The sequence below is a fragment of the Peribacillus sp. TH27 genome, assembly GCF_016650915.1.
Classification (GTDB): Bacteria; Bacillota; Bacilli; order Bacillales; family DSM-1321; genus Peribacillus; species Peribacillus butanolivorans.
Genome location: NZ_JAEKEV010000002.1, coordinates 5,160,452 through 5,181,641 on the forward strand (window position 1 = coordinate 5,160,452; position 21,190 = coordinate 5,181,641).

Below are 21,190 nucleotides of genomic sequence, written 5' to 3' on the forward strand. Positions count from 1 at the left end.
CTTATGAAATTAAAAATTGGAATTACCTGCTACCCTACAGTAGGAGGTTCGGGTGTCGTTGCAACTGAATTGGGCAAAATGCTTGCTGAAAAAGGACATGAAATTCATTTCATTTCTTCAAGCCTCCCTTTCCGCCTAAATAAGATGTACCATAATATTTATTATCACCAAGTGGAAGTCAACTCTTACTCTGTTTTTCAATATCCACCTTATGACCTTGCGCTTGCGAGTAAGATAGCGGAAGTAGTGAAGAGGGAAAAACTTGATATTCTCCATGTTCATTATGCCATTCCACATGCGGTTTGTGCGATTCTTGCAAAGCAGATGTCAGGAAATAAAGTTAAAATCGTCACGACTCTTCATGGTACAGACATTACTGTGCTAGGCCATGACCCTTCACTATCCAATTTAATAAAATTTGGGATTGAACAATCAGATGTTGTTACAGGTGTATCTAATTCGCTCGTGCAACAAACACATGAGTTAATCTCTCCGGAAAAGGAAATCAAAACCGTTTATAATTTTATTGATGAAAGGGATTATCATAAAACCAATTCAGAATATTTACGGGACGAATACGGTATCCAAGATGAAGAAAAAGTCATCATTCATGTATCAAATTTTCGTTCAGTCAAGCGGGTTAAAGATGTTATCCAAGCGTTCTTTTTAGCTCAAAAGAAAATACCTGCTAAGCTTCTTCTCGTAGGAGACGGCCCGGAAGTAACAACGGTATTAAAGTTGGCTAAAGATCTTGAAATCGAAGAAAAGGTCTTGTTCCTGGGGAAGCAGGACAACCTTGCCGAATTATATTCAATTAGTGATTTAATTTTACTGCTATCCGAAAAAGAAAGTTTTGGACTTGTACTTCTTGAGGCAATGGCATGTGGTGTTCCATGTATAGGAACGAATGTAGGAGGGATTCCAGAGGTTATTGTTGACGGAAAGACCGGCTATATTTGTGAATTGGGCGACGTCGAAATGGTAGCTGAAAAGGCTGTCGGACTTTTAAGCAACCCTATTTTACATAAACGTTTTTCTGAGGCTGCTCTAGAAAGGGCCAATACTGAATTTCACTCAGATACCATTATGTCAGAGTATGAAGCAATCTATGTTCAAGCGCTCGAAACTAATTCTATTGAATAAGGAGGGGATGCTGATGGATCAGTTATTCTTAAAATCAGTACCCATTCTTGAATTGATTGAAAAAGCAGGATTCGAAGCCTATTTTGTGGGTGGTTCTGTAAGAGATTATATACTCGGCAGGCCCATCAATGATGTGGATATCGCTAGTTCTGCTACACCTCTGGAAATTAAAGGGATCTTTCCTAAAACAGCAGATATCGGAATCGAACATGGAACGGTGCTTGTAATTGCGGAGTCTGGTACGTACGAAATTACGACATTTAGAACGGAAAGCGGGTATACGGACTTTCGCAGACCTGATTCCGTGCAATTTGTCCGTTCTTTGACCGAAGACTTACAGAGAAGAGACTTTACGATGAATGCGATTGCTATGGATAAGTCTGGGAATATGATTGATCCATTTAACGGAAAGCGTGATTTGTTACAAAAAAGAATTATCACGGTTGGCAATCCTCATGAAAGATTTCATGAGGATGCTTTGAGAATGATGCGTGCATTAAGGTTTGTCAGCCAGCTTGATTTCGAACTGGATCAGCAAACTTTTGATTCACTTCAAGAGAATGGACCAATCATTAGCGAAATTGCAATCGAAAGAATTCTCATTGAATTTGAAAAACTTTTAGCTGGAGCCTACAAGACAAGGGCTCTTTCGCTCTTACTAGAGAGCGGGTTATACCAATACTTGCCCCAATTTTCTAATCAAAAAGAAAATTTGGAGCAGTTATTAAATCTGCCGCTTCATCACTTAAAAGCGGCAGAATTATGGTCTGTTATCATGATTTATACGAATGCCAAGGATATTGAAGTGGCGTTAAGAGAGTGGAAACTGCCGCTAAAAACAATTAGAAGTGTCCAACGTATTATTCAGTTAGCAAAGAAAGAACCACCGTTTGAAAATTCTGCTCTCGAAATATTTCAGGCAGGTCAGATTGAAGCCGTCCAAGCTGCTAAAGTCCGAGCTGTCTTAACAGGACGAAATGTTAAGGATGCAGAGAAGGTTATTCATCAACGATTTAATGAATTAATAATTAAACAAATGTCTGATCTTGCGGTAACGGGTACGGACTTACTGAAATGGCGTCAAGAAAGACCGGGTCCATGGGTGAAAGAAAACTTGGAATTGATTTTGAAAGCTGTTTTGAATGCAGAATTAAGAAATGAAAAAGATGAAATTAAGAGGTGGCTGGAGAAATGCAATCTGATTTAAGAACAAAGCTGATGGAAGCCCTTTCAAAGGCGAATGGTGCATTTATATCCGGTCAAGAAATTGCTGAATATATAGGCTGTTCGCGCACGGCTGTCTGGAAGCATATAGAAGACCTGCGCAGTGAAGGTTATAATGTTGAAGCTGTCCGCAAAAAAGGCTACCGGATTATTTCAACACCGGAAAAAGTGTCAGAAAGTGAAATACAGCTTGGCTTGGAAACAAAAAAACTCGGGAAAATGATTCACTATCAGGAATCTGTAGAATCAACTCAAAAAATTGCCCATCAACTTGCAAATGAAGGAGTTCAGGAGGGGACTCTTGTTGTTGCCGAGGAACAAGTATCTGGAAAAGGAAGACTCATGAGATCTTGGCATTCTCCAAAATTCAGTGGCATCTGGATGAGTCTAATCTTAAGACCAAAGATTCCACTTCATGAGGCTCCTCAGTTGACTTTACTGGCCGCGGTTGCCGTGGTTCAGGCAATAGAGGATATAACGGATTTACAACCTCAAATCAAATGGCCGAACGATATTTTGATAAATCGAAAGAAAGTAACTGGCATTCTGACAGAAATGCAGGCAGAATCGGACAGAATTCATTCTGTCATTATCGGAATTGGTATGAATATCAATCAACAAATTGAAGATTTCCCAGAAGATCTGCAGGAGAAAGCGTCTTCTCTTTTCATAGAAAGCGGAGAAACGGTTTCAAGGTCAAAGGTTATACAACGTGTGTTGGTTCGTTTAGAAAATTTGTATGATCTATATTTACAAGAAGGCTTTATGCCAATAAAGGGTCTATGGGAGAGTTATGCCATCAGCCTGGGACAGGTTATTAAAGCGAGTACGGTTAATGATACAATTGTCGGAAAAGCATTGGGAATAACAGATGCTGGTGTTCTGCTCCTTGAAGACAAAAAGGGAACCGTACATTCGATTTATTCAGCAGACATTGAAATTCAGTAGATTTTTGTCAAATCTGTGAAAAATAAATAGAATTTTTGATTTTGGCTTGATATAATGCAAGTGGGCAGTATCACATGTGAACTGCACCCCCATAAATACCAAATTATTTGAAAATCTGCCTTGATCCAGCGTACTGGACTAGGACGGAGGGATGAAACTTCTGATGTTATCAAAGAGATTGACTAAAAGGACAAGTGCTGTTTTGTTGACAAAGATGAGGCGTTTTTTGCCACTTATTGTAACGTAACAGATACTCTATTTAGTCAGTCTTTTTTTTGCGTATGAATGTATAGACACCAGTTTTTAAAACGCTGATGTTTTCATCTCCTCCATCAAAAAGGAGGAAACGTAATGAAATTATCCGGAGATTTTTTGAAAATGAAACAAAATCACGAGAAAATTGTCATGCTTACGGCATATGATTATCCGTCAGCAAAGTTAGCCGAACAATCAGGTGTCGACATGATTTTAGTTGGCGATTCTTTAGGAATGGTTGTATTAGGTTATGACTCTACCATCCCTGTTACGGTTAATGACATGATTCATCATACAAAAGCAGTAAAACGTGGGGCCCCCGATACGTTTGTCGTGACAGACATGCCCTTCATGAGCTATCACCTTTCTTTAGATGAAACACTTAAAAATGCGGCCCGCATCATGCAGGAAGGCCATGCGGATGCTGTGAAGGTTGAAGGGGCAGATGACGTTGTCGAAAAAATCTCCGCATTAACAAAGGCTGGTATTCCCGTAATAGCTCATCTTGGCCTGACTCCGCAATCAGTCGGTGTGCTTGGTGGGTATAAAGTACAGGGAAAAGATGCCGAAGCAGCTGCACAGCTCGTTGAAGATGCGAAAAAATGTGAAGCGGCAGGAGCCATAGCGATAGTATTTGAATGTGTACCATATCAAGTAGGAGAACTCGTCACACAAAACCTAGCAATTCCAACCATTGGAATTGGGGCAGGTGCTGAAACAGATGGTCAAGTCCTTGTTTATCACGATGTCATCAGTTATGGTGTTGATCGTGTTGCAAAATTTGTTAAAGTGTACGGAAATGCGAACGAACTAATAAGCAATTCGATTACAAGTTATGTGAATGACGTGAAAACTAAAGATTTTCCAACGAAAGAGCATACATTTACGATGAAGGAAGAGCAGCTTTCAGCTCTTTATGGGGGAAAAAAATGAAAACTTTTACTTCTGCAGCTGAATTACAACAAATAATCATTAAGGAAAAAAGCAATCAAAAAAGTGTCGGCTATGTAGCGACAATGGGCTTCTTACATGAGGGGCATGCCACCCTTTTAGAAAACGCTCGTAAAGAAAATGATATCGTTGTTTTAAGTATTTTTGTCAATCCGTTGCAGTTCGGACCCAATGAGGACTTTGAAACATACCCTCGTGATTTGGAACGTGATGAAAATGTCGCAGCCAATGCAGGCGTAGATTATCTTTTCTACCCAACTGTCAATGAAATGTACGGTGAAGAACCATCAGTCAAGGTTGTCGTCCAAAGCAGGACGGAATGTTTATGTGGTAGACAAAGACCAGGCCATTTCGATGGTGTAGCGACGGTCCTAACGAAATTCTTTAATATCATTCTTCCAGATAGAGCTTACTTCGGTAAGAAGGATGCACAGCAAGTCGCAGTAATAGATGGTTTGATTCAAGACTTTAATTTTCCAATTAAACTCGTAGCTGTCGATACCGTTCGTGAAGAAGATGGATTAGCAAAGAGCTCTCGAAATGTATATCTGCTAGATGATGAACGCATAGAAGCAAAAGAATTATACCAAAGTTTATTAAAGGCGATAGAGGCGATTAATACAGGGGAAAGAAATCCTAATACAATTACGGCGCTAGTAAGGGAACATGTAGAAGCCCATACAAATGGGAAAATAGATTATATTGAGGTTTATCAATATCCAGAGCTCAAGCCGATTGAAACATTATCAGGAAATATCATTATTGCAATGGCCGTGAAGTTTAAGCATGCAAGGCTAATTGATAATATTACATTGACAGTAGAATAAACCTACAGCTTAGGGGGAGTTTACATGTTTCGAACAATGATGAATGGAAAAATCCATCGCGCAAGGGTTACTGAAGCCAATTTGAATTATGTTGGCAGTATTACAATTGATGAAGACATAATTGACGCGGTAGGCATTCTGCCGAATGAAAAAGTAGCCATCGTCAATAATAATAATGGTGCACGCCTTGAAACGTATGTGATTGCAGGTGAACGGGGCAGCGGTGTTGTTTGTTTGAACGGAGCAGCAGCAAGACTAGTTCAGCCTGATGATATTGTGATTATTATTTCTTATGTGATGGTCGCTGAAGATAAGCTGAGTGATCATCAGCCTAAAGTTGCGATTATGAATGAAAATAACCAAATTGTTGAACTGATTTCAAACGAACCTGCAGCTACTATCATGTAAGCGGAAGGCCGGCTCTTATGCACATGTATCATGCATATGTTGAGCCGGCCCTTTTCATTTGCTTAGAATTGTATTACCAGGATAGGGGTAGGGATTGAAGTGGATTCAAAGGTAATTAAACTTTTATTCGATAAACTGCGTGTTTCCTTTATTACGATTATTATGGTATAAAAAAGATAAGAGAATTCCATCAGGAAGTGGAGAAAGTGAAGTTTGAGGTGTACAATTCATGACACAACGATATGTAGTGGTCGATTTGGAAACAACAGGAAATTCTCCGAAAAAGGGAGACCGGATTATTCAATTTGCCGGCGTAGTCATCGAAAATGATCAAATTGTAGATGAATACTCAACGTTCATCCACCCTGGACAAGAAATTTCCTTGTTTATTGAAGAATTGACCGGAATAAGCAACGAGACGGTAAAGGATGCACCTGACTTTGAAGATGTCGCAGAAAATATTTCCAGGCTTATAGAAGGGGCTTGTTTTGTTGCCCATAATGTTTTATTTGACTTATCTTTTTTACAGGAAGAATTAGTACGCTGTGGATTGGAGCCTTTTTATGGTTCCACACTTGATACGGTAGAGTTAGCGAAAATTTTGAAACCGACATCCGATGGATATAAGCTACATCAGCTGGCCAAAGAAGAAAATCTAGATCATTCTCGGCCTCATCAAGCGGATAGCGATGCATATGCTACCGCTTTATTATTATTGGAATTGAAAAAAAAGCTCATGAATCTGCCAGTGATGACGCTAAAACAGTTATACCGCTTATCTTTTTCCTTACAAAGTGAAATTTCCGAATTGATAGATGCTTGTATTGCAAGCAAACTTACAAAAGCTGAAGTTCATTCACCTGAACTTATTACATTTAGAGGCCTTGCATTTAAAAAAGTCGACGAAGAAACTGATTATAAAGACAGAGAAGCAGAATTTCCGCAAGATGATGAGAAGAAAATGGCCATGCTACAAAATGCTTTTCCTGCTTTTGAAGCGAGAAACGGACAGCTGGAAATGATGAATATGATTCATCATTCCTTCGAATCCAGTCAAGACGCAATCATTGAAGCTGGGACTGGGATTGGGAAATCCTTAGGCTATCTGCTTCCTGCTGTTTATTTTGCGAGGAAACATCAAAAGCCCGTAGTCGTTTCGACGTATACGCTTCAGTTACAGGATCAACTTCTTCAAAACGAAGTTCCTAAGCTGAAAAAAATCCTTCCTTATTCTTTTCAAGCTGTATTGCTAAAGGGAAGAAGTAATTATTTGAGTTTGGCAAAGTTTGAACGGGCATTACGTGAAAAGGAAGATAATTACGAAACAGCATTAACAAAAATGCAAATATTAGTTTGGCTAACGGAAACGGAAACAGGAGATAAAGATGAATTAAATCTCACAAGTGGTGGACAACTTTTTTGGAATAGACTTCAAAGTGACGGGCTTACATATGTCGGTTTAAAACAACCATGGCTTGAATTGGACTTTTTTGAAAGAGCAAAAAGAACAGCTGGCAAAGCAGATATCATCATTACTAATCATTCCTTTTTAATGACTGATCTTCTTACAGAAGATGCCCTCATTCCAAAAAAAGGGTATTTAATTCTTGATGAGGCTCACCATTTGGAACAGGCTGCTTCTAAACAGCTTGGACGAAGACTTAATTATATTTCCGTGAAGACGGTGCTGAACAGACTAGGGACCACAGATCAAAAGCAATTATTATACAAACTTGAAAAATTGCTCTCAAACAACGGCTTGACGGAAGGTAAGTCCACGCATGACCTAGATCGAAAGCTTAATGACTTTGCCTATGAATTTGAACAACTTTTTTATTACATCTCCAACCAAGCCCAAAAACTATCTCATTCTGTGAGTCCGAAACGCCTCTCATTTAAGATAGATGACCATCGATGGAGTAAAGCGATTCTGGTTGCTGAACGGTTAGTAGACTTGCTAGGATCGATCATCATGGAACTGGAGAAAAGGTTGAGTCTTTTATTAAATAATGAGGCCACGTTAGGGAAAAATGCTTTATTTTATTTAAATGATATAGAAGTGCTTCTTGGACATTTGCAGGATACAAGGGATTCCTTACATGAATTTTTTATCAATCCACAAGAAGAAAATATTTATTGGCTTGATTATACAAATACAGCACCACAACATGGCGTGACATTGACTGTTCAGCCAATTGCAGGAAGTAAATGGTTGTGGGATTCCTATTTTGGACGCCAGAAAAGTGTGATCATGACATCGGCAACCCTCGTTGTGAAGGATTCATTTCAGTACTTTAAAGCGCAGCTTGGTTTAGATTCTGAACCAATACAGACCGCAAGATTTCCTTCGCCTTTTCGTTATAAGGAACTTGTGAAGGTCGTAGTTCCGAACGATATTCCGGATATTAATTGCTTATCAGTGGAGGAGTTCTCGGAAACAGCGGCAAACCATATTATTGCCGCTGCACAGGCAGCTAAAGGGAGAATGATGGTTTTGTTCACATCGCATGAGATGCTGCGAGCAACCTATTTTTCCATCAAAGACTCAGGGGTCCTAGATGAGTATACCTTGTTTGCACAGGGGATTTCTGGTGGAAGCCGAATGAGGTTACTCAGAAATTTTCAAAACTTCGAGAAAGCCGTCCTATTTGGAACAACTAGCCTATGGGAAGGTGTTGATATTCCAGGAGAGGATTTATCCTGCCTAATCATTGTCAGGCTGCCGTTTTCACCACCGGATGAGCCGGTCACAGCTGCAAAATGCCAACTTCTCGAAAAGCAAGGCAGAAACGCCTTCTCTGCGTATTCTTTACCTGAAGCCTTGCTAAGGTTCCGCCAAGGATTCGGGAGGCTGATACGTACTCCTGAAGACAGAGGAGTCCTAGTTGTTCTGGACCGCCGCATTATCACCGCCAAATACGGTCTTGAATTTCAAAAGTCCATACCGGCCGTTGACTGGCATCAGGGCTCAATTAATGAGATGGTGGATATGATAGAAGAGTGGATTTAAAGAATCTTTAGATTATTCATAAATCCAATTGAATTTTTATGAAATAATAAAGAAAAATAACCTTCGAGCTGTTATAATGTGAAAGGTAGTAAAGCCTTCTAATCCTATTCATACCAGTGATTGTTGACAATTTTTAGTTAAAATGGAGGGGCGTTTTCATGGAAAGTAAAATTGAAGTAATCTCGACAGTCAGGTTGCAAAATTCTCCTGATTTGTATAAGATTGTAGATTCTTTGAACCGGACGTTGAAAAAGGACGACTTAATGTTCGGACTTGCATTAGATTCAGAAAATCAAGAAAAAGCGATATTTACAATTTATCGTACATAGAAAGAGGGAAAAGCGGCTTTGAAAAAATGGTTGATTATTGCTTCTATCCTAGTCCTTTGTTTTATCGGATTTGTCGGCGGGGCATATATTAAAGCGTTGCAGCCTAAAAAAGAAGCTGGTAATGAGGCTTTTGAAAAGGCGAAGAAAGAGGGCGGCCTTGAAACCATGGAAGAGTTCTACCTTTATAATGGGCAGGATTCGTATTCTGTCATCATTGGTAAGGGAGAAAATGGGACTAAAAAAATAGTCTGGCTTCCTGAGGACGAGAAGAAAGAAATTGTAGTGGAAAACTATAAAGATGGTAAGTCAAAAAAAGAGATTTTAAGCATTGTTAATGAAAAGCTAAATCCTCAAAAAATCATTTCAGTAAAGCTTGGTATGGAAAAAAACGTTCCACTTTGGGAAGTAACATATCTTGATGAATCTGAGCGCTTTAATTATGATTATTATGATTTCAAAACAGGGGAATGGCTAAAGTATTATCGAAGCATTTAGAATGGGGGATTAATTTATTATGAAATTAGCTAACCGGGTTCAAGCATTAACGCCATCATCAACATTGGCAATAACAGCAAAAGCAAAAGAACTAAAAGCTCAAGGTCTTGATATAATTGGTTTGGGGGCCGGTGAACCAGACTATAACACTCCTAAACATATTATTGATGCAGCCGTTCAATCGATGAATGAAGGGCAAACTAAATATACGCCATCAGCAGGTCTTCCAAAGTTAAAAGCGGCTATTGCTGCCAAATTAAAGCGTGATCAAGGTTTAGATTACAAGCCTTCTGAAATTATTGTTGGTTCAGGTGCTAAGCACGCTCTTTATACATTGTTTCAAGCAATTCTGGATGAAGAAGATGAAGTTATTGTTCCAATACCATATTGGGTAAGTTATCCAGAACAAATTAAACTTGCTGACGGAAAACCAGTATATGTTGTAGGCACTGAAGAAAATCAATATAAAATTACAAAAGAACAGTTAGAACAAGCAATTACTGAGAAAACGAAAGCAGTTATCATTAACTCTCCAAGCAATCCAACTGGTATGCTTTATTCTAGGGAAGAGTTAGCGGCTATCGGAGAAGTATGTTTAGCACATGACATCTTAATCGTTTCCGATGAAATTTACGAGAAATTGGTTTATGGAAATGCATCACATACATCGATTGCGGAGATTTCTCCTGAATTGAAAAAGCAAACAATCATCATTAATGGTGTTTCTAAATCACATTCAATGACAGGCTGGAGAATTGGTTATGCAGTAGGTGATGAGGCCATCATCAAAGCTATGACAAACCTTTCTAGCCACAGCACATCCAATCCTACGACAACAGCTCAGTACGGTGCAATTGCCGCTTATGAAGGTTCACAGGATCCTGTGGAAGAAATGCGCCAAGCATTTGAAGGTCGATTGAATACAATTTATGATAAATTAGTGGAAATTCCAGGAGTTAGCTGCATTAAACCGCAAGGAGCATTTTACTTGTTCCCGAATGTTAAACGTGCGGTTGAATTAACTGGCTACAGCAATGTGGATGATTTTACTACTGCATTGTTAGAAGAAGCTCAGGTAGCAGTAATTCCAGGTTCAGGTTTTGGTGCTCCGGACAACATCAGACTATCTTACGCGACTTCATTGGAACTGCTTGAAGCAGCGGTTGAAAGAATCCATTCATTTGTTAAGTCAAAAATGGCTTAAATATTATAAAACCTGCAGTCATTCCGCGTAAAAGTGGGTGTCAGCAGGTTTTTTTGTTTAATAAATATTTTAGTGGTACAGGATGTACTTTGGTTCCCTTTATAAAAGGATGTGACCAATTGTTTTAGATAAATTGTGTGAAGTAGATTCAGATATTGATAAAAAAAATAATAAAAGTTATGTGTAATCGGCTCCTTCAAGATTATCTTTCAGAAGTTCAATTAACTAAAGAATTACAAAAGAATATGTATTTAAAGTCATGTTGATAGTTGCCAGGACTTTATCACGATAAGTAGTGATTAAAATAATGGCCAATTTTGCTGTTAGGTGTTATAAAAGATAATACTATAAACCTAGAGCTAGAGATAAAGGTGCGTGAAAGGGTAAAGGATTATTTCTGGAACAAATTTTAAATGGTGGATTTTATATATGTGGACAGTTCAATTGTCACCCCTTTTAAATAGTATGTTTAGTCTATAAATTTTAAAAACAAAAGCTTAAAAATGACTATTGCATTTTGTATCAGCAAATACGTTAGTAAATAAGGAACCTAACAAGTACAAGGGCAATAGTTATCAAAAAAAGTATGAATAAAAAGAATATAAAAGAATTTTGGAACCTCTGATTTATGTGATTTATTTGCTTGTATGGAGGGCTATAGGTATAATAAGTAGAGTAAATTCCTTAGTAAGATAAGCTATTTTTGGAGGGAAATTCCGTGAAAATTACAATAAAAGAAGCTAGTAAATTTGTCAATCAAGAAGTGACCATTGGCGGCTGGCTTGCTAGCAAACGTTCCAGTGGGAAAATTGCTTTTCTTCAAATTCGTGATGGCTCTGGCTTCATACAAGGTGTGGTCGTTAAAGCAGATGTGGGCGAAGAAGTTTTCGCTCGTGCGAAAACGGTTACGCAAGAGACATCTATGTACGTTACAGGTGTCATTCAGAAGGATGAGCGCTCGCCGTTTGGATTTGAATTACAGGTAAAAGATATTGAAGTCATTCATGAATCAGTTGATTATCCGATTACTCCAAAAGCACATGGTCCTGAATTCTTAATGGATAACCGTCATTTATGGCTGCGTTCAAAACGTCAGCATGCTGTTATGAAAATTAGGAATGAAATCATTCGTGCTACCTATGAATTCTTTAATGAAGAAGGATTTGTTAAGGTCGATCCTCCAATTTTAACAGGAAGTGCTCCAGAGGGAACAAGTGAATTATTCGCCACGAAATATTTTGAAGAGGATGCATATCTTTCACAAAGCGGTCAGCTTTATATGGAAGCAGCAGCCATGGCATTAGGAAAAGTATTTTCTTTTGGTCCTACGTTCCGGGCAGAGAAATCCAAAACAAGACGTCATTTAATCGAGTTCTGGATGATTGAACCGGAAATGGCTTTCATTGAATTCAAAGAAAACCTGGAAGTTCAGGAGCAATTTGTCTCATCAATAATTCAGTCTGTATTGAAAAACTGTCAGCTTGAGTTGAATACACTAGGCCGTGACACAGCAAAGCTTGAACAAATTAAGGCTCCTTTCCCACGGATTACATATGATGAGGCAATTAAATTCCTTCATGAACAAGGCTTTGAAGATATCCAATGGGGTGATGATTTTGGAGCGCCACACGAAACAGCAATAGCAGAGAGTTATGAAAAGCCAGTATTTATCACTCATTATCCAACGAAAATTAAACCTTTTTATATGCAGCCAGATCCTAACAGGGAAGAAGTCGTTCTTTGTGCCGATTTGATTGCTCCAGAAGGATATGGTGAAATTATCGGTGGTTCAGAGCGGATTCATGATCAAGAACTGCTTGAACAGAGAATTAAAGAGCATGGCTTGAGTGAAGATGCTTACAAATGGTATATGGAGTTAAGAAAATATGGCTCGGTACCGCATTCGGGCTTCGGTTTGGGCTTAGAACGGACAGTAGCATGGATTAGTGGTGTTGAACACGTCCGTGAAACTATTCCATTCCCACGCCTATTAAATCGATTATATCCTTGATTCCATGATAAAACGGTTATCTTGTCATATTTGGCAGATAACCGTTTTTTGTTAAAATTATAAGCTTATTCGTAAACCCTTATTCATGTTATACTTATTCAGAGGTGTCCATAACATGAATAAAGAACATTTATATGCGTGGTTTAAGGAAGGAACGATAACGATTCCATCCTTTTTGTTGACTAACTATAAGACAATGGGACTAAATGAACAAGAAATGGTCCTATTACTTCAATTGCAAAGTTTTATTGATAAAGATAATCCTTTTCCTGCACCATCCCAACTATCTGAACGAATGACATTACAAGAATCGGAATGTCTATTTTTAATCCAACGTTTGGTTCAAAGAGGGTTTGTTGAAATGTTGGTTGAAAGTAATCAAGAAATCGGCCAGGAAAAATATTCGCTGGCTCCGCTATATGAAAAAATGATGGACTGCTTCTTAAAGTCTTTGAAACAGGCTGAATCCGCTGAGGTACAAAAAGCCGGGGAGAGTCTTTATACGATTTTTGAACAGGAGTTCGGGCGCCCATTATCTCCATTTGAATGTGAGACATTGGCAATGTGGATGGAAGATGATCATCAACCGGAAATTATTAAATCAGCTCTTAAGGAGGCTGTCATTTCTGGTAAATTGAATTTCCGATACATTGACCGGATTTTATTTGAGTGGAAAAAGAATGGAATAAAAACCCTGGAACAAGCAAGGGAGCAAGGACAAAAATTTAGAGTGCATCAAAAAAGGGACCGGAAAATAGAGCCAACACAACCGATGAAAGATGTGCCCTTTTATAATTGGCTCGAGCAGTAATGTGAATTAAAGGAGAACGAACATGCTTAATAAAGCTCAAATTCGCTATTGTTTGGATACAATGGGTGAGATGTTTCCGGATGCCCATTGTGAGCTGAATCATTCCAATCCATTTGAATTGGTGATTGCTGTTGCCCTGTCAGCTCAATGTACGGATGTATTAGTCAATAAGGTTACTAAGGATCTATTTCAAAAATATAAAACGCCTGAGGATTACATAAGCGTCCCGATAGAGGAGTTAGAAAATGACATTCGCTCAATCGGGTTGTTTCGTAATAAGGCTAAGAATATCCAAAAGTTGTCACGAATGCTGATTGAGGAATATGACAGAGAAGTTCCACGAGATCGTGATGAACTTACTAAATTACCTGGTGTCGGCCGAAAGACGGCCAATGTAGTCGTATCGGTCGCGTATGACGTGCCAGCGATTGCTGTTGATACCCATGTAGAGCGTGTTTCCAAGCGACTGGGATTATGTCGCTGGAAGGACAGTGTGCTCGAAGTTGAGAAAACATTAATGGTCAAGATACCAAAGGAAGAATGGTCTGTTACGCACCACCGGCTGATATTCTTTGGACGCTATCATTGCAAGGCCCAGTCACCGAGATGTGAAACCTGCCCGCTTCTAGAGCTGTGCCGTGAAGGGAAAAAAAGAATGAAAAGGATAGAGGTCAAATGACGCAATTGCTTTCATTAAGAGTGCCTGCTGAATTAAAACATCCTTTGTTTTTTTCTAATGAGGAAATCATCTTGGAAAAAGAAGACTATAATGAGTGGAATTGTTTGATTCAACTCGAGAAGTTCCCATATGAGTTACTTTTTTATAATAAAGTAGAGTCTTATTTACCTTGGAAAGATGGAGATGGGCATGTCCCGGAACTACTGGAAAAGTGGAAGAAAATCGAAGCTGAATGCGGTCTGCTATTTTCAGAGAGAAAAGCGGGACAGGCTTTGGAACCTATGAAGCAGGGAATTGGTTTATTTTTATCGGCAGTCTATTGGATGCATGGAATGCCAGTTGTAATGAGTGCCTGGCAGGGACAGATAAAGGACTTCACTTATATTCCAGTAAATTTGGTTGAAAGGCTTTCTTTTATCCTTGCAAGACCTGCTTTTTTTCATTCGTATAGGCAGCTCAGTGAAATGTTTAGGGAATTTGAAAAACAATATGTAAAGTCTAAAATTAAAAAATAAGAACGATAAAAAAACGTCTAAGCTTAAAGCTTAGACGTTTTTTTTGTTTGTTAGTCTGCATTTTCTTTATCTGGGTCTGGGTCTGGAGTGGGATCAGGAGTCTCGACTGGTTTTTCTGGTTTATTCTCCTCTACTGTGCCAGGTTCAGTATCTCCTTCATCAACAACGTTTTCGTCGTCTTTGTTGCCACTTCCATCATCTGTATTGCCATTGTTATTGCCGTTTCCATTTTCGTTACCATTACCATTGCCATTGCCATTGTTCTCGGTGTTGCCATTGCCGTTGTCCTCGCCTTGATTGTCTTTGCCTTGATTGTCCTCGCCTTCGGTTGGAGTTTCTTGTTCCAGATTTTCATCTTCGGCTGGTTTTTCAATATCCTCGTCTGGTTTCTCAGGTTCTACCGCTTCTGCAGGAATTTCCACAGAGGTACTAGCAGGATCACTTTGTTGATTATCAACTCTTGCTACAACAGAGAAAGTATATTTACTTCCAGGGGTTGGATTTGGAATCGTCAAGCTAGTATCCTTAGATTTTTTCAGCACACTTTGAGCTCCGCCATCAACGGACACGTTGACTTCGAATTGCGGATCCCCATCACTTTGAGGATATGACCATGATAGCTGAATTTCATTGCTTTCTTGATTATAGGAAGCGTTGATACTAGGTGAGTCCATTTTCTTATATTCTGTCGTTACTTGTGTTGGCTCGTGCCCTTTAACATAATATTCATAAGTGATTTTATCACTTGGCGTATATTCATTGGCTTTAATAGCTGGATTTGAGCCTTTTATGATGCCAACTTTTACTACACTGTCTGGTTGTTCAAAGTCTTTAGTTTCCTTTGAATTTGCCATATATTCCATTAAATTCTTAAATATTGCTTTTGGAATTCTTTGTGATGAATCACCCAGATATTCCATTTGCCCACCTGAAGCATTATCATAACCAGCCCATACTGCGACTGTATAATTGGTTGTATAACCCGCCATCCAGCTATCTTTTACACCGGAAGATGGGATGTTGTTCTTTGCACGCTGTTCAGGCGTGAAATTGGTTGACCCCGTTTTACCGGCTACCGGGAGATTAGGTATATTGGCTAACCTTCCTGTTCCATAAGGTTCTTTCATGACACTTTTCAGCATGTCCGTCACGATAAAAGCAGTTGAATCTTTCATTACAGGTTTCGTTTCCATTTTGTTTTTGATCGTAGTTTTATCACGTAAAACAATTTTTTTCACTGTATGCGGTTTGTTATAGATTCCGCTGTTACCGAATGTGCTGTATGCTCCGGCAAGTTCTAGTGTGGAAACATCTTTGCCACCGCCAATTGCAGCGGATTCGGTGATTTCCTTATCAAAAGGAATGCCCAGGTCTACAGCAAAATCACGTGCCCGGTCCAAGCCGACTGCTTGAAGCGTTTTTAAGGCAGGGATATTTAATGACCTTGCCAGTGCATCACGAGTCGTAACTGTACCATAATGACGCCCTGAAGCATTTTTAAGCGGTGTTCCGTCACTGTAGGTATATTCCTCATCCTTGATTTGATGGTAGGTGGACCAATTTAAATATTCTACTGCAGGACCATAATCCAGAATTGGCTTAATGGTCGAACCAGGTGAACGCTTGGCATCCGTTGCATAATTCCAGCCGCGCTTAACAGTTGTATTCCTACCGCCGCCTACAGCTTTAATTTCACCCGATTGTGTATCAAGCAAGGTAAGGCCGGCTTGAAGGTCCTTACTTGGGTAATTGATGACTTCATCACTATTTAGCATTTTATAAACATATTCTTGGGCATCTTTATCAATAGTCGTTTGTATTTCTAATCCATCTGTAAAGACGTTATAGTCTCCCATATCCCCGACTTCCTCAATTACTAAGTCGATAAACGCATCATAAGCTGTCGTGTCTATTTGACTCTTATCAACTTCTTGAAGTCCTTCAGCAATATCGATATTTTGAGCATCTTTCATTTCCTTCTCGGATATATAACCATGTTTATTCATTAAATGAAGTACAATATCGCGACGTTCTTTTGCACGTTCGGGATATTTATATGGATCATAACGGCTTGGACTTTGCGGTAATCCAACAAGCATGGCCGCTTCGTTTAATTTCAATTCACTTAAATCTTTTCCATAATATGTTTGAGATGCAGTCAAAATCCCATTTGCACGGTTTGCAAAGAAAATTTTATTAACATACATTTCAAAAATTTCTTCTTTTGTATACTTTCTTTCAAGCTGTATGGATAGCCACATTTCTTGGACTTTCCTTTTAATAGTTTTATCAGGCGTTAAATAAGAACGTTTGATAACTTGTTGGGTTAAAGTACTAGCACCCTCTGAGCCAAATCCATTTTTGACGTTGGCGATGACTGCGCTACCCAGACGTAAAAAATCAACCCCGTGATGTTTATAAAAGCGGGAATCTTCTGTTGCCAGGAAGGCTTCTTCTACAAGATCAGGTATATCTTCATAATTGACATAATCCCGGTTCTCTCTGCCAACCTCTGCCAGTAATTTACCATCTTCATCAAGGATTTTTGAAGTAACTGGATCTTTTAAAAGCTTTTCATCAAGTTTGGGAGCATCACTTATAAAGTAAGCTAATGCAGCACCTCCAGTGACTAAGCCGATAATTCCAATTGTAACGAGTATAAGAAAAATGCGCTTGAGCATGCTTGCTGACTTTTTCGGCCCATTTTTTGGTGCCTTTTTCTGAGTCTGCCCCTGCTTTCGGCGTTCTTCTCTAGTATTATATTTTTCAGCCATTACAGCTAACCTGCCTTTCTAAAAAAAACTAAAAATTTTCTGCGATTAGTAAATCTACTACTTTAATATAGTCAATTCTCGGTTGAAAGCCAAGAGTAATCTTTTCTGAACTACTTTCGACCTCTTGGAGAGTAATAGATTTGCGTCCGCCGTCTTTCATTCTTTTCCAATAAAAACCTAGTTGTTCAGAACTCATTAAATATATATCATCCGTAGCAGAAAATCGGATGATTACAAATGCAATTCCGTCATGCTGAACAATGTGTTTCATATGTTCAATTTGATGGTCATGAAAATTCTTAAGAGGGAAGGAACTGCTGTTTTTCGTTTCCTTTGCCTCAAAATCAATGTACTTTCCTTTATAAACACCATTGTAATCGGTAGTCGATGCTTGTTTGAAGTATGCTTCTTTAATAACAGCGGCACTTCTTTTCGGGTAGTGAACATCGACAATTTGAATAGGTGTTGGTTTTTTATGAATGACGGCAATACCGTGTGCTAAATAATACTGATTGGTTTCGTTCAAATCATCTTCTAATGTTTTTCCCCGGTTGCTATAACTGATTTCTTTAAGTGGGCTTTTCTTTTCTTCCATTGCCTGCGGTACAAATCTTCGTCCGTTGGGATAATGAAATGCCACTTTTACCCCTCCTTTTTTTCACTTATCTATATTAGCAAAAAAAGAATCTAAAATGTGAATAAAAAGAATTGTTTCTTAGAACGATAGGATTTAAGTACAACACAATTGTCACATTTTATCCTTCTTGAAAGGTTGGGAGCATTAGAATGCGAATTCCAAAGACGGAAATGCAATTACTCTACTCCATAAAAGTTCAAACTGCAAAAGGGAATAGAGATAATATATCAAGAACTAAAGCATATGAACAATTTTTTAATGCTCATCCAGAAATCCAATGGTCCTTTTTGGCAGGTATGGTTTCCCGAAATGCAGGCTGGAATATGTGTGATCTTGAAGGGATTTGGTTTTCTCATTTACTTAGTTCTAAATACAGACTTCAATTATTCCTTACATATGAAGAAGCGAATTGGCGTATTTTCCAGGATGCTTATCCACAATTACTGCTCTATCATTATTCGACGAAGTATGGGCGTCCTTTGTTTCACTTATGTCATTATTTTTTTATTACCAAATTTATGACAAATCAATGGAAATCTTTTTGGAAACATAGAAATCACGAAAAATTAGTCACTGCTCTAATAATAAATGAACAAAATATCATTGAAAAACCGGTTATTAAAAAGCAATCTTTCGTATTTCATTCATTATTATTTTTGCTGCAGGACTGGATGCATTTTAGTACTGTATTATTTCCTACTTGCAATGGGAAATTGTATGGTTCGTCCGTTTCGCATTTTAGAAATATCGATGAAAGAATTAATTTGGGGAAAAAATTGGCTAATCTTTTATTTTCTAAGGAGTTGTTTCCACTATTTCATGAATTTTCCTGCCGCACTGAGCCAACCGGAGCCCGCTTCGATTATGAACAATATCGAAAAAGGCCTAGGTACCACGAGACACCGATGCTGCGGGGAGTTTATCCAATCATCCATCATAAGGCAGAAAAGATTGAACAGTGGGATTCAAATAAAAAAATTAAAAAGGAGTGGTTTATAAAACCTAAATGGGAGGAAGACCCTATGTTGACCGACTGGTATGACCATAAACAAAAACAGCTACACACAGCCGTAATGGTCAAAAATTGGTTTTTTAATAAAATGACAAACAGGGAAGGCGTTGATTAAGCCTTCCCTGTTAATGGTGATGCAAGTGTTACAGCCTTAGGTAGAGGGCCGGTTTTCTCCACTAAGTTTCGGATTTCCCGTTCCTGCCTTGTTGCTGGGCGGCTTTTGTCGTTTTTCGTTTGCTTTCTGTCTGCTTTCATTCGACTGCATAAAATTCACCTCCTGTCTGTATTTTTGTTTAAAACTCCATTCTTCATTCTGCCATTGTTGTCGAAGGTCCCAATAAATTAAGTGAATAGCACTTTCTTTGCCGATTCCCTTCTAGTTTTGTCAACGTTGAAGGGCTTTCTAATAAAAAAAAGAATAGTACAGGTAATGAATGGGAGGGGTCAGCATGGTCAATAATAGTGTCGCAACAGAGGAAATACTAAGGATGATAGCTGAGATCAGTACCAGTCTGGACTGTTTGGAAAATTCATATGGAGAAACTGTTAATACAGTAAGGTGTAAACTATGGGCAGAGCAGTATACATTAGTAAATGAAGCCCAGGAGGCCATTGAGAAAGCAGAAGATTATTGGATTAATACTGAAAAAGAAAACCATTCCTATTCCATTACACTAGATAAATCCAAAAGGACGCACAAGATTTTAGCTGAAGTGCAGTTTTAAGCCAACAGGATTTCATTTTATAAGGAACTAGATTATACTATTGGAAACAAATGTGCGGAGGAATTTATTGTGCAAAAAGAAAATCTTCAAAGATTAACTGAACAATTATTGAATTATGCGGTTAAAGCAGATGATATATATGAAAATGTACGTAGGGAAGGAAAAGAAAAGGATTTCTTTTCTGAGGTTAAGCCGTTTGCAGATCAAGTCAGAACCATTTGTATGGAATGGGAAAGCGGAATGAAGGAGTGGATGAAAGAAACGGAGTTTAAACATCTTTTCCCCGAGCAAATTGAACAAACAGCACATAACCTTTCCGATGTAGCCGTTCAGGCATTTTTTCCAAAAACCAGTTACAAGCGATTTAAAAGTCATGTCCAATCGGTTGTGTTTATTCTTAATAATGTTAAATCAGAAATCGATCGGATATTATCATAAAAACACCTACACTATATTTCCTCTTTTTTCATATATTATTGGAACCATGCCATGAATAATGAGGAGGGCTCATTGAAAATGATGAGATCCGGTTATAACCAAGTCTCCCCTAGTCAAGAACATTATCCTCAATCAATATCAGAATACTGGGGAGGATACCAGCAGCCAATGCCGTATCCTCAGCCCAGTAATCAAGAACCATATATGTATCCTTATCCTCCCCAGGAAAAAGGGGGCTATATGCCGACAAATCATGACCCATATCAACAGGCGGCCTATCATCCGTTTCAACAAATGCAACAACAGGTGATGCCTGTGGGAGCGTTTCCAGGCAACAGTGTAATGCAGCCAATGCAGCAGCCAATGCAGCCAATGCAGCAGTCGATGCAGCCAATGCAGCAGCCAATGCAGCCAATGCAACTGCAGCCCTATCAGCAGCAACATCAGCAGCAACATCAGCCTCAAGCTTTTAGTCCGTTTGATAACCCGCTCCAGCCGGCTAAACGTCCCCCACAAAATCAGCAGCAGGCTCACAATCCATATCCAAAGCAGCAATTCATGCAAAAACAGCAGCCATCGGGTATCAAGTCGGTTATGAATCAATTCAAAACACAAGATGGATCCATGGATATAACGAAAATGATGAACACAGCTGGACAAATGATGAATACAGTCTCTCAAGTTTCTTCAATGGTCAAAGGAGTAGGGGGCTTCTTCAAAGTTTAGATGTTGAATAAAGTAAAAGCAGACTTACAAGTGACCCAGCCACTTAATTAAGTCTGCTTTTTAATTGC

At 38.8% G+C, this 21,190-nt stretch carries 20 protein-coding genes; 18 read left to right on the plus strand and 2 right to left on the minus strand.

Translation table 11 applies throughout. From position 1 onward, the window contains the following. Positions 1–3 precede the first annotated feature (3 nt). The 14 genes from bshA to JFU24_RS26390 all read left to right on the plus strand — a co-directional run bounded on the left by bshA (position 4) and on the right by JFU24_RS26390 (position 14,810). Positions 4–1,143: an N-acetyl-alpha-D-glucosaminyl L-malate synthase BshA gene (bshA, locus tag JFU24_RS26325; protein ID WP_201185626.1), complete on the plus strand. Its 1,140-nt coding sequence runs from the start codon at positions 4–6 to the stop codon at positions 1,141–1,143. A gap of 13 nt (positions 1,144–1,156) precedes the next feature. Continuing rightward, positions 1,157–2,350: a CCA tRNA nucleotidyltransferase gene (locus JFU24_RS26330; RefSeq protein ID WP_201223786.1), complete on the plus strand. Its 1,194-nt coding sequence runs from the start codon at positions 1,157–1,159 to the stop codon at positions 2,348–2,350. Beyond that, entirely contained in the window at positions 2,335–3,315 is a 981-nt protein-coding gene (locus JFU24_RS26335) for a biotin--[acetyl-CoA-carboxylase] ligase (protein WP_053346754.1), read from the plus strand. Before JFU24_RS26330 ends, JFU24_RS26335 begins: the two co-directional genes overlap by 16 nt. 351 nt (positions 3,316–3,666) lie before the next feature. Further along, complete coding sequence (gene panB, locus JFU24_RS26340) at positions 3,667–4,503, plus strand: 3-methyl-2-oxobutanoate hydroxymethyltransferase (protein ID WP_201223788.1); 837 nt, start codon at positions 3,667–3,669, stop codon at positions 4,501–4,503. Further along, complete coding sequence (gene panC / locus JFU24_RS26345) at positions 4,500–5,348, plus strand: pantoate--beta-alanine ligase (protein WP_201185622.1); 849 nt, start codon at positions 4,500–4,502, stop codon at positions 5,346–5,348. Before panB ends, panC begins: the two co-directional genes overlap by 4 nt. A gap of 24 nt (positions 5,349–5,372) precedes the next feature. Further along, positions 5,373–5,756 carry an aspartate 1-decarboxylase gene (gene panD, locus JFU24_RS26350; protein ID WP_053346751.1) on the plus strand — a complete coding sequence of 128 codons (384 nt, stop codon included), beginning with the start codon at positions 5,373–5,375 and terminating at the stop codon, positions 5,754–5,756. Positions 5,757–5,985: 229 nt separating this feature from the next. Then, a complete protein-coding gene (dinG, locus tag JFU24_RS26355) occupies positions 5,986–8,766 on the plus strand; it encodes an ATP-dependent DNA helicase DinG (protein WP_201223792.1) in 2,781 nt (926 codons plus the stop codon). A gap of 158 nt (positions 8,767–8,924) precedes the next feature. After that, positions 8,925–9,095: a YpmA family protein gene (locus JFU24_RS26360; protein WP_082527552.1), complete on the plus strand. Its 171-nt coding sequence runs from the start codon at positions 8,925–8,927 to the stop codon at positions 9,093–9,095. Positions 9,096–9,113: 18 nt separating this feature from the next. Beyond that, on the plus strand, positions 9,114–9,590 hold the full coding sequence (locus JFU24_RS26365; RefSeq protein ID WP_056525010.1) for a cell wall elongation regulator TseB-like domain-containing protein: 477 nt from the start codon (positions 9,114–9,116) through the stop codon (positions 9,588–9,590). 19 nt (positions 9,591–9,609) lie between these two features. Continuing rightward, positions 9,610–10,794: a pyridoxal phosphate-dependent aminotransferase gene (locus JFU24_RS26370; protein ID WP_056525007.1), complete on the plus strand. Its 1,185-nt coding sequence runs from the start codon at positions 9,610–9,612 to the stop codon at positions 10,792–10,794. A gap of 718 nt (positions 10,795–11,512) precedes the next feature. Beyond that, a complete protein-coding gene (asnS, locus tag JFU24_RS26375) occupies positions 11,513–12,805 on the plus strand; it encodes an asparagine--tRNA ligase (protein ID WP_053346747.1) in 1,293 nt (430 codons plus the stop codon). A gap of 115 nt (positions 12,806–12,920) precedes the next feature. After that, the gene (locus tag JFU24_RS26380) at positions 12,921–13,616 is read left to right on the plus strand and encodes a DnaD domain-containing protein (RefSeq protein ID WP_056525004.1); all 696 of its coding nucleotides are present in this window, start codon (positions 12,921–12,923) and stop codon (positions 13,614–13,616) included. Positions 13,617–13,638: 22 nt separating this feature from the next. Continuing rightward, on the plus strand, positions 13,639–14,295 hold the full coding sequence (gene nth, locus JFU24_RS26385; RefSeq protein ID WP_053346745.1) for an endonuclease III: 657 nt from the start codon (positions 13,639–13,641) through the stop codon (positions 14,293–14,295). Beyond that, on the plus strand, positions 14,292–14,810 hold the full coding sequence (locus JFU24_RS26390) for a YpoC family protein (protein WP_201185617.1): 519 nt from the start codon (positions 14,292–14,294) through the stop codon (positions 14,808–14,810). The genes nth and JFU24_RS26390 overlap by 4 nt, the downstream gene beginning before the upstream one ends. 50 nt (positions 14,811–14,860) lie before the next feature. Here the strand turns inward: JFU24_RS26390 and JFU24_RS26395 are convergent, their stop codons facing one another. Continuing rightward, on the minus strand, positions 14,861–17,584 hold the full coding sequence (locus tag JFU24_RS26395; protein WP_201250709.1) for a PBP1A family penicillin-binding protein: 2,724 nt from the start codon (positions 17,582–17,584) through the stop codon (positions 14,861–14,863). A gap of 28 nt (positions 17,585–17,612) precedes the next feature. Next, positions 17,613–18,224, minus strand: coding sequence for a Holliday junction resolvase RecU (gene recU / locus JFU24_RS26400; RefSeq protein ID WP_082527551.1), 612 nt, complete (start codon positions 18,222–18,224; stop codon positions 17,613–17,615). Positions 18,225–18,370: 146 nt separating this feature from the next. Between recU and JFU24_RS26405 the strand changes: the two genes are divergently transcribed. The 4 genes from JFU24_RS26405 (at position 18,371) to JFU24_RS26420 (ending at position 21,122) form a co-directional block, all read left to right on the plus strand. Beyond that, the gene (locus tag JFU24_RS26405; protein ID WP_201223798.1) at positions 18,371–19,348 is read left to right on the plus strand and encodes a DUF2515 family protein; all 978 of its coding nucleotides are present in this window, start codon (positions 18,371–18,373) and stop codon (positions 19,346–19,348) included. Between the two features lie 334 nt (positions 19,349–19,682). Then, a complete protein-coding gene (locus JFU24_RS26410) occupies positions 19,683–19,958 on the plus strand; it encodes a hypothetical protein (RefSeq protein WP_053346742.1) in 276 nt (91 codons plus the stop codon). 69 nt (positions 19,959–20,027) lie between these two features. After that, positions 20,028–20,396 (plus strand): YppE family protein, encoded by a 369-nt coding sequence (locus JFU24_RS26415; protein WP_162878644.1) that lies wholly within the window; start codon positions 20,028–20,030, stop codon positions 20,394–20,396. 78 nt (positions 20,397–20,474) lie between these two features. Further along, positions 20,475–21,122 (plus strand): YppG family protein, encoded by a 648-nt coding sequence (locus tag JFU24_RS26420; protein WP_242485509.1) that lies wholly within the window; start codon positions 20,475–20,477, stop codon positions 21,120–21,122. The last annotated feature ends 68 nt before the right edge of the window (positions 21,123–21,190 follow it).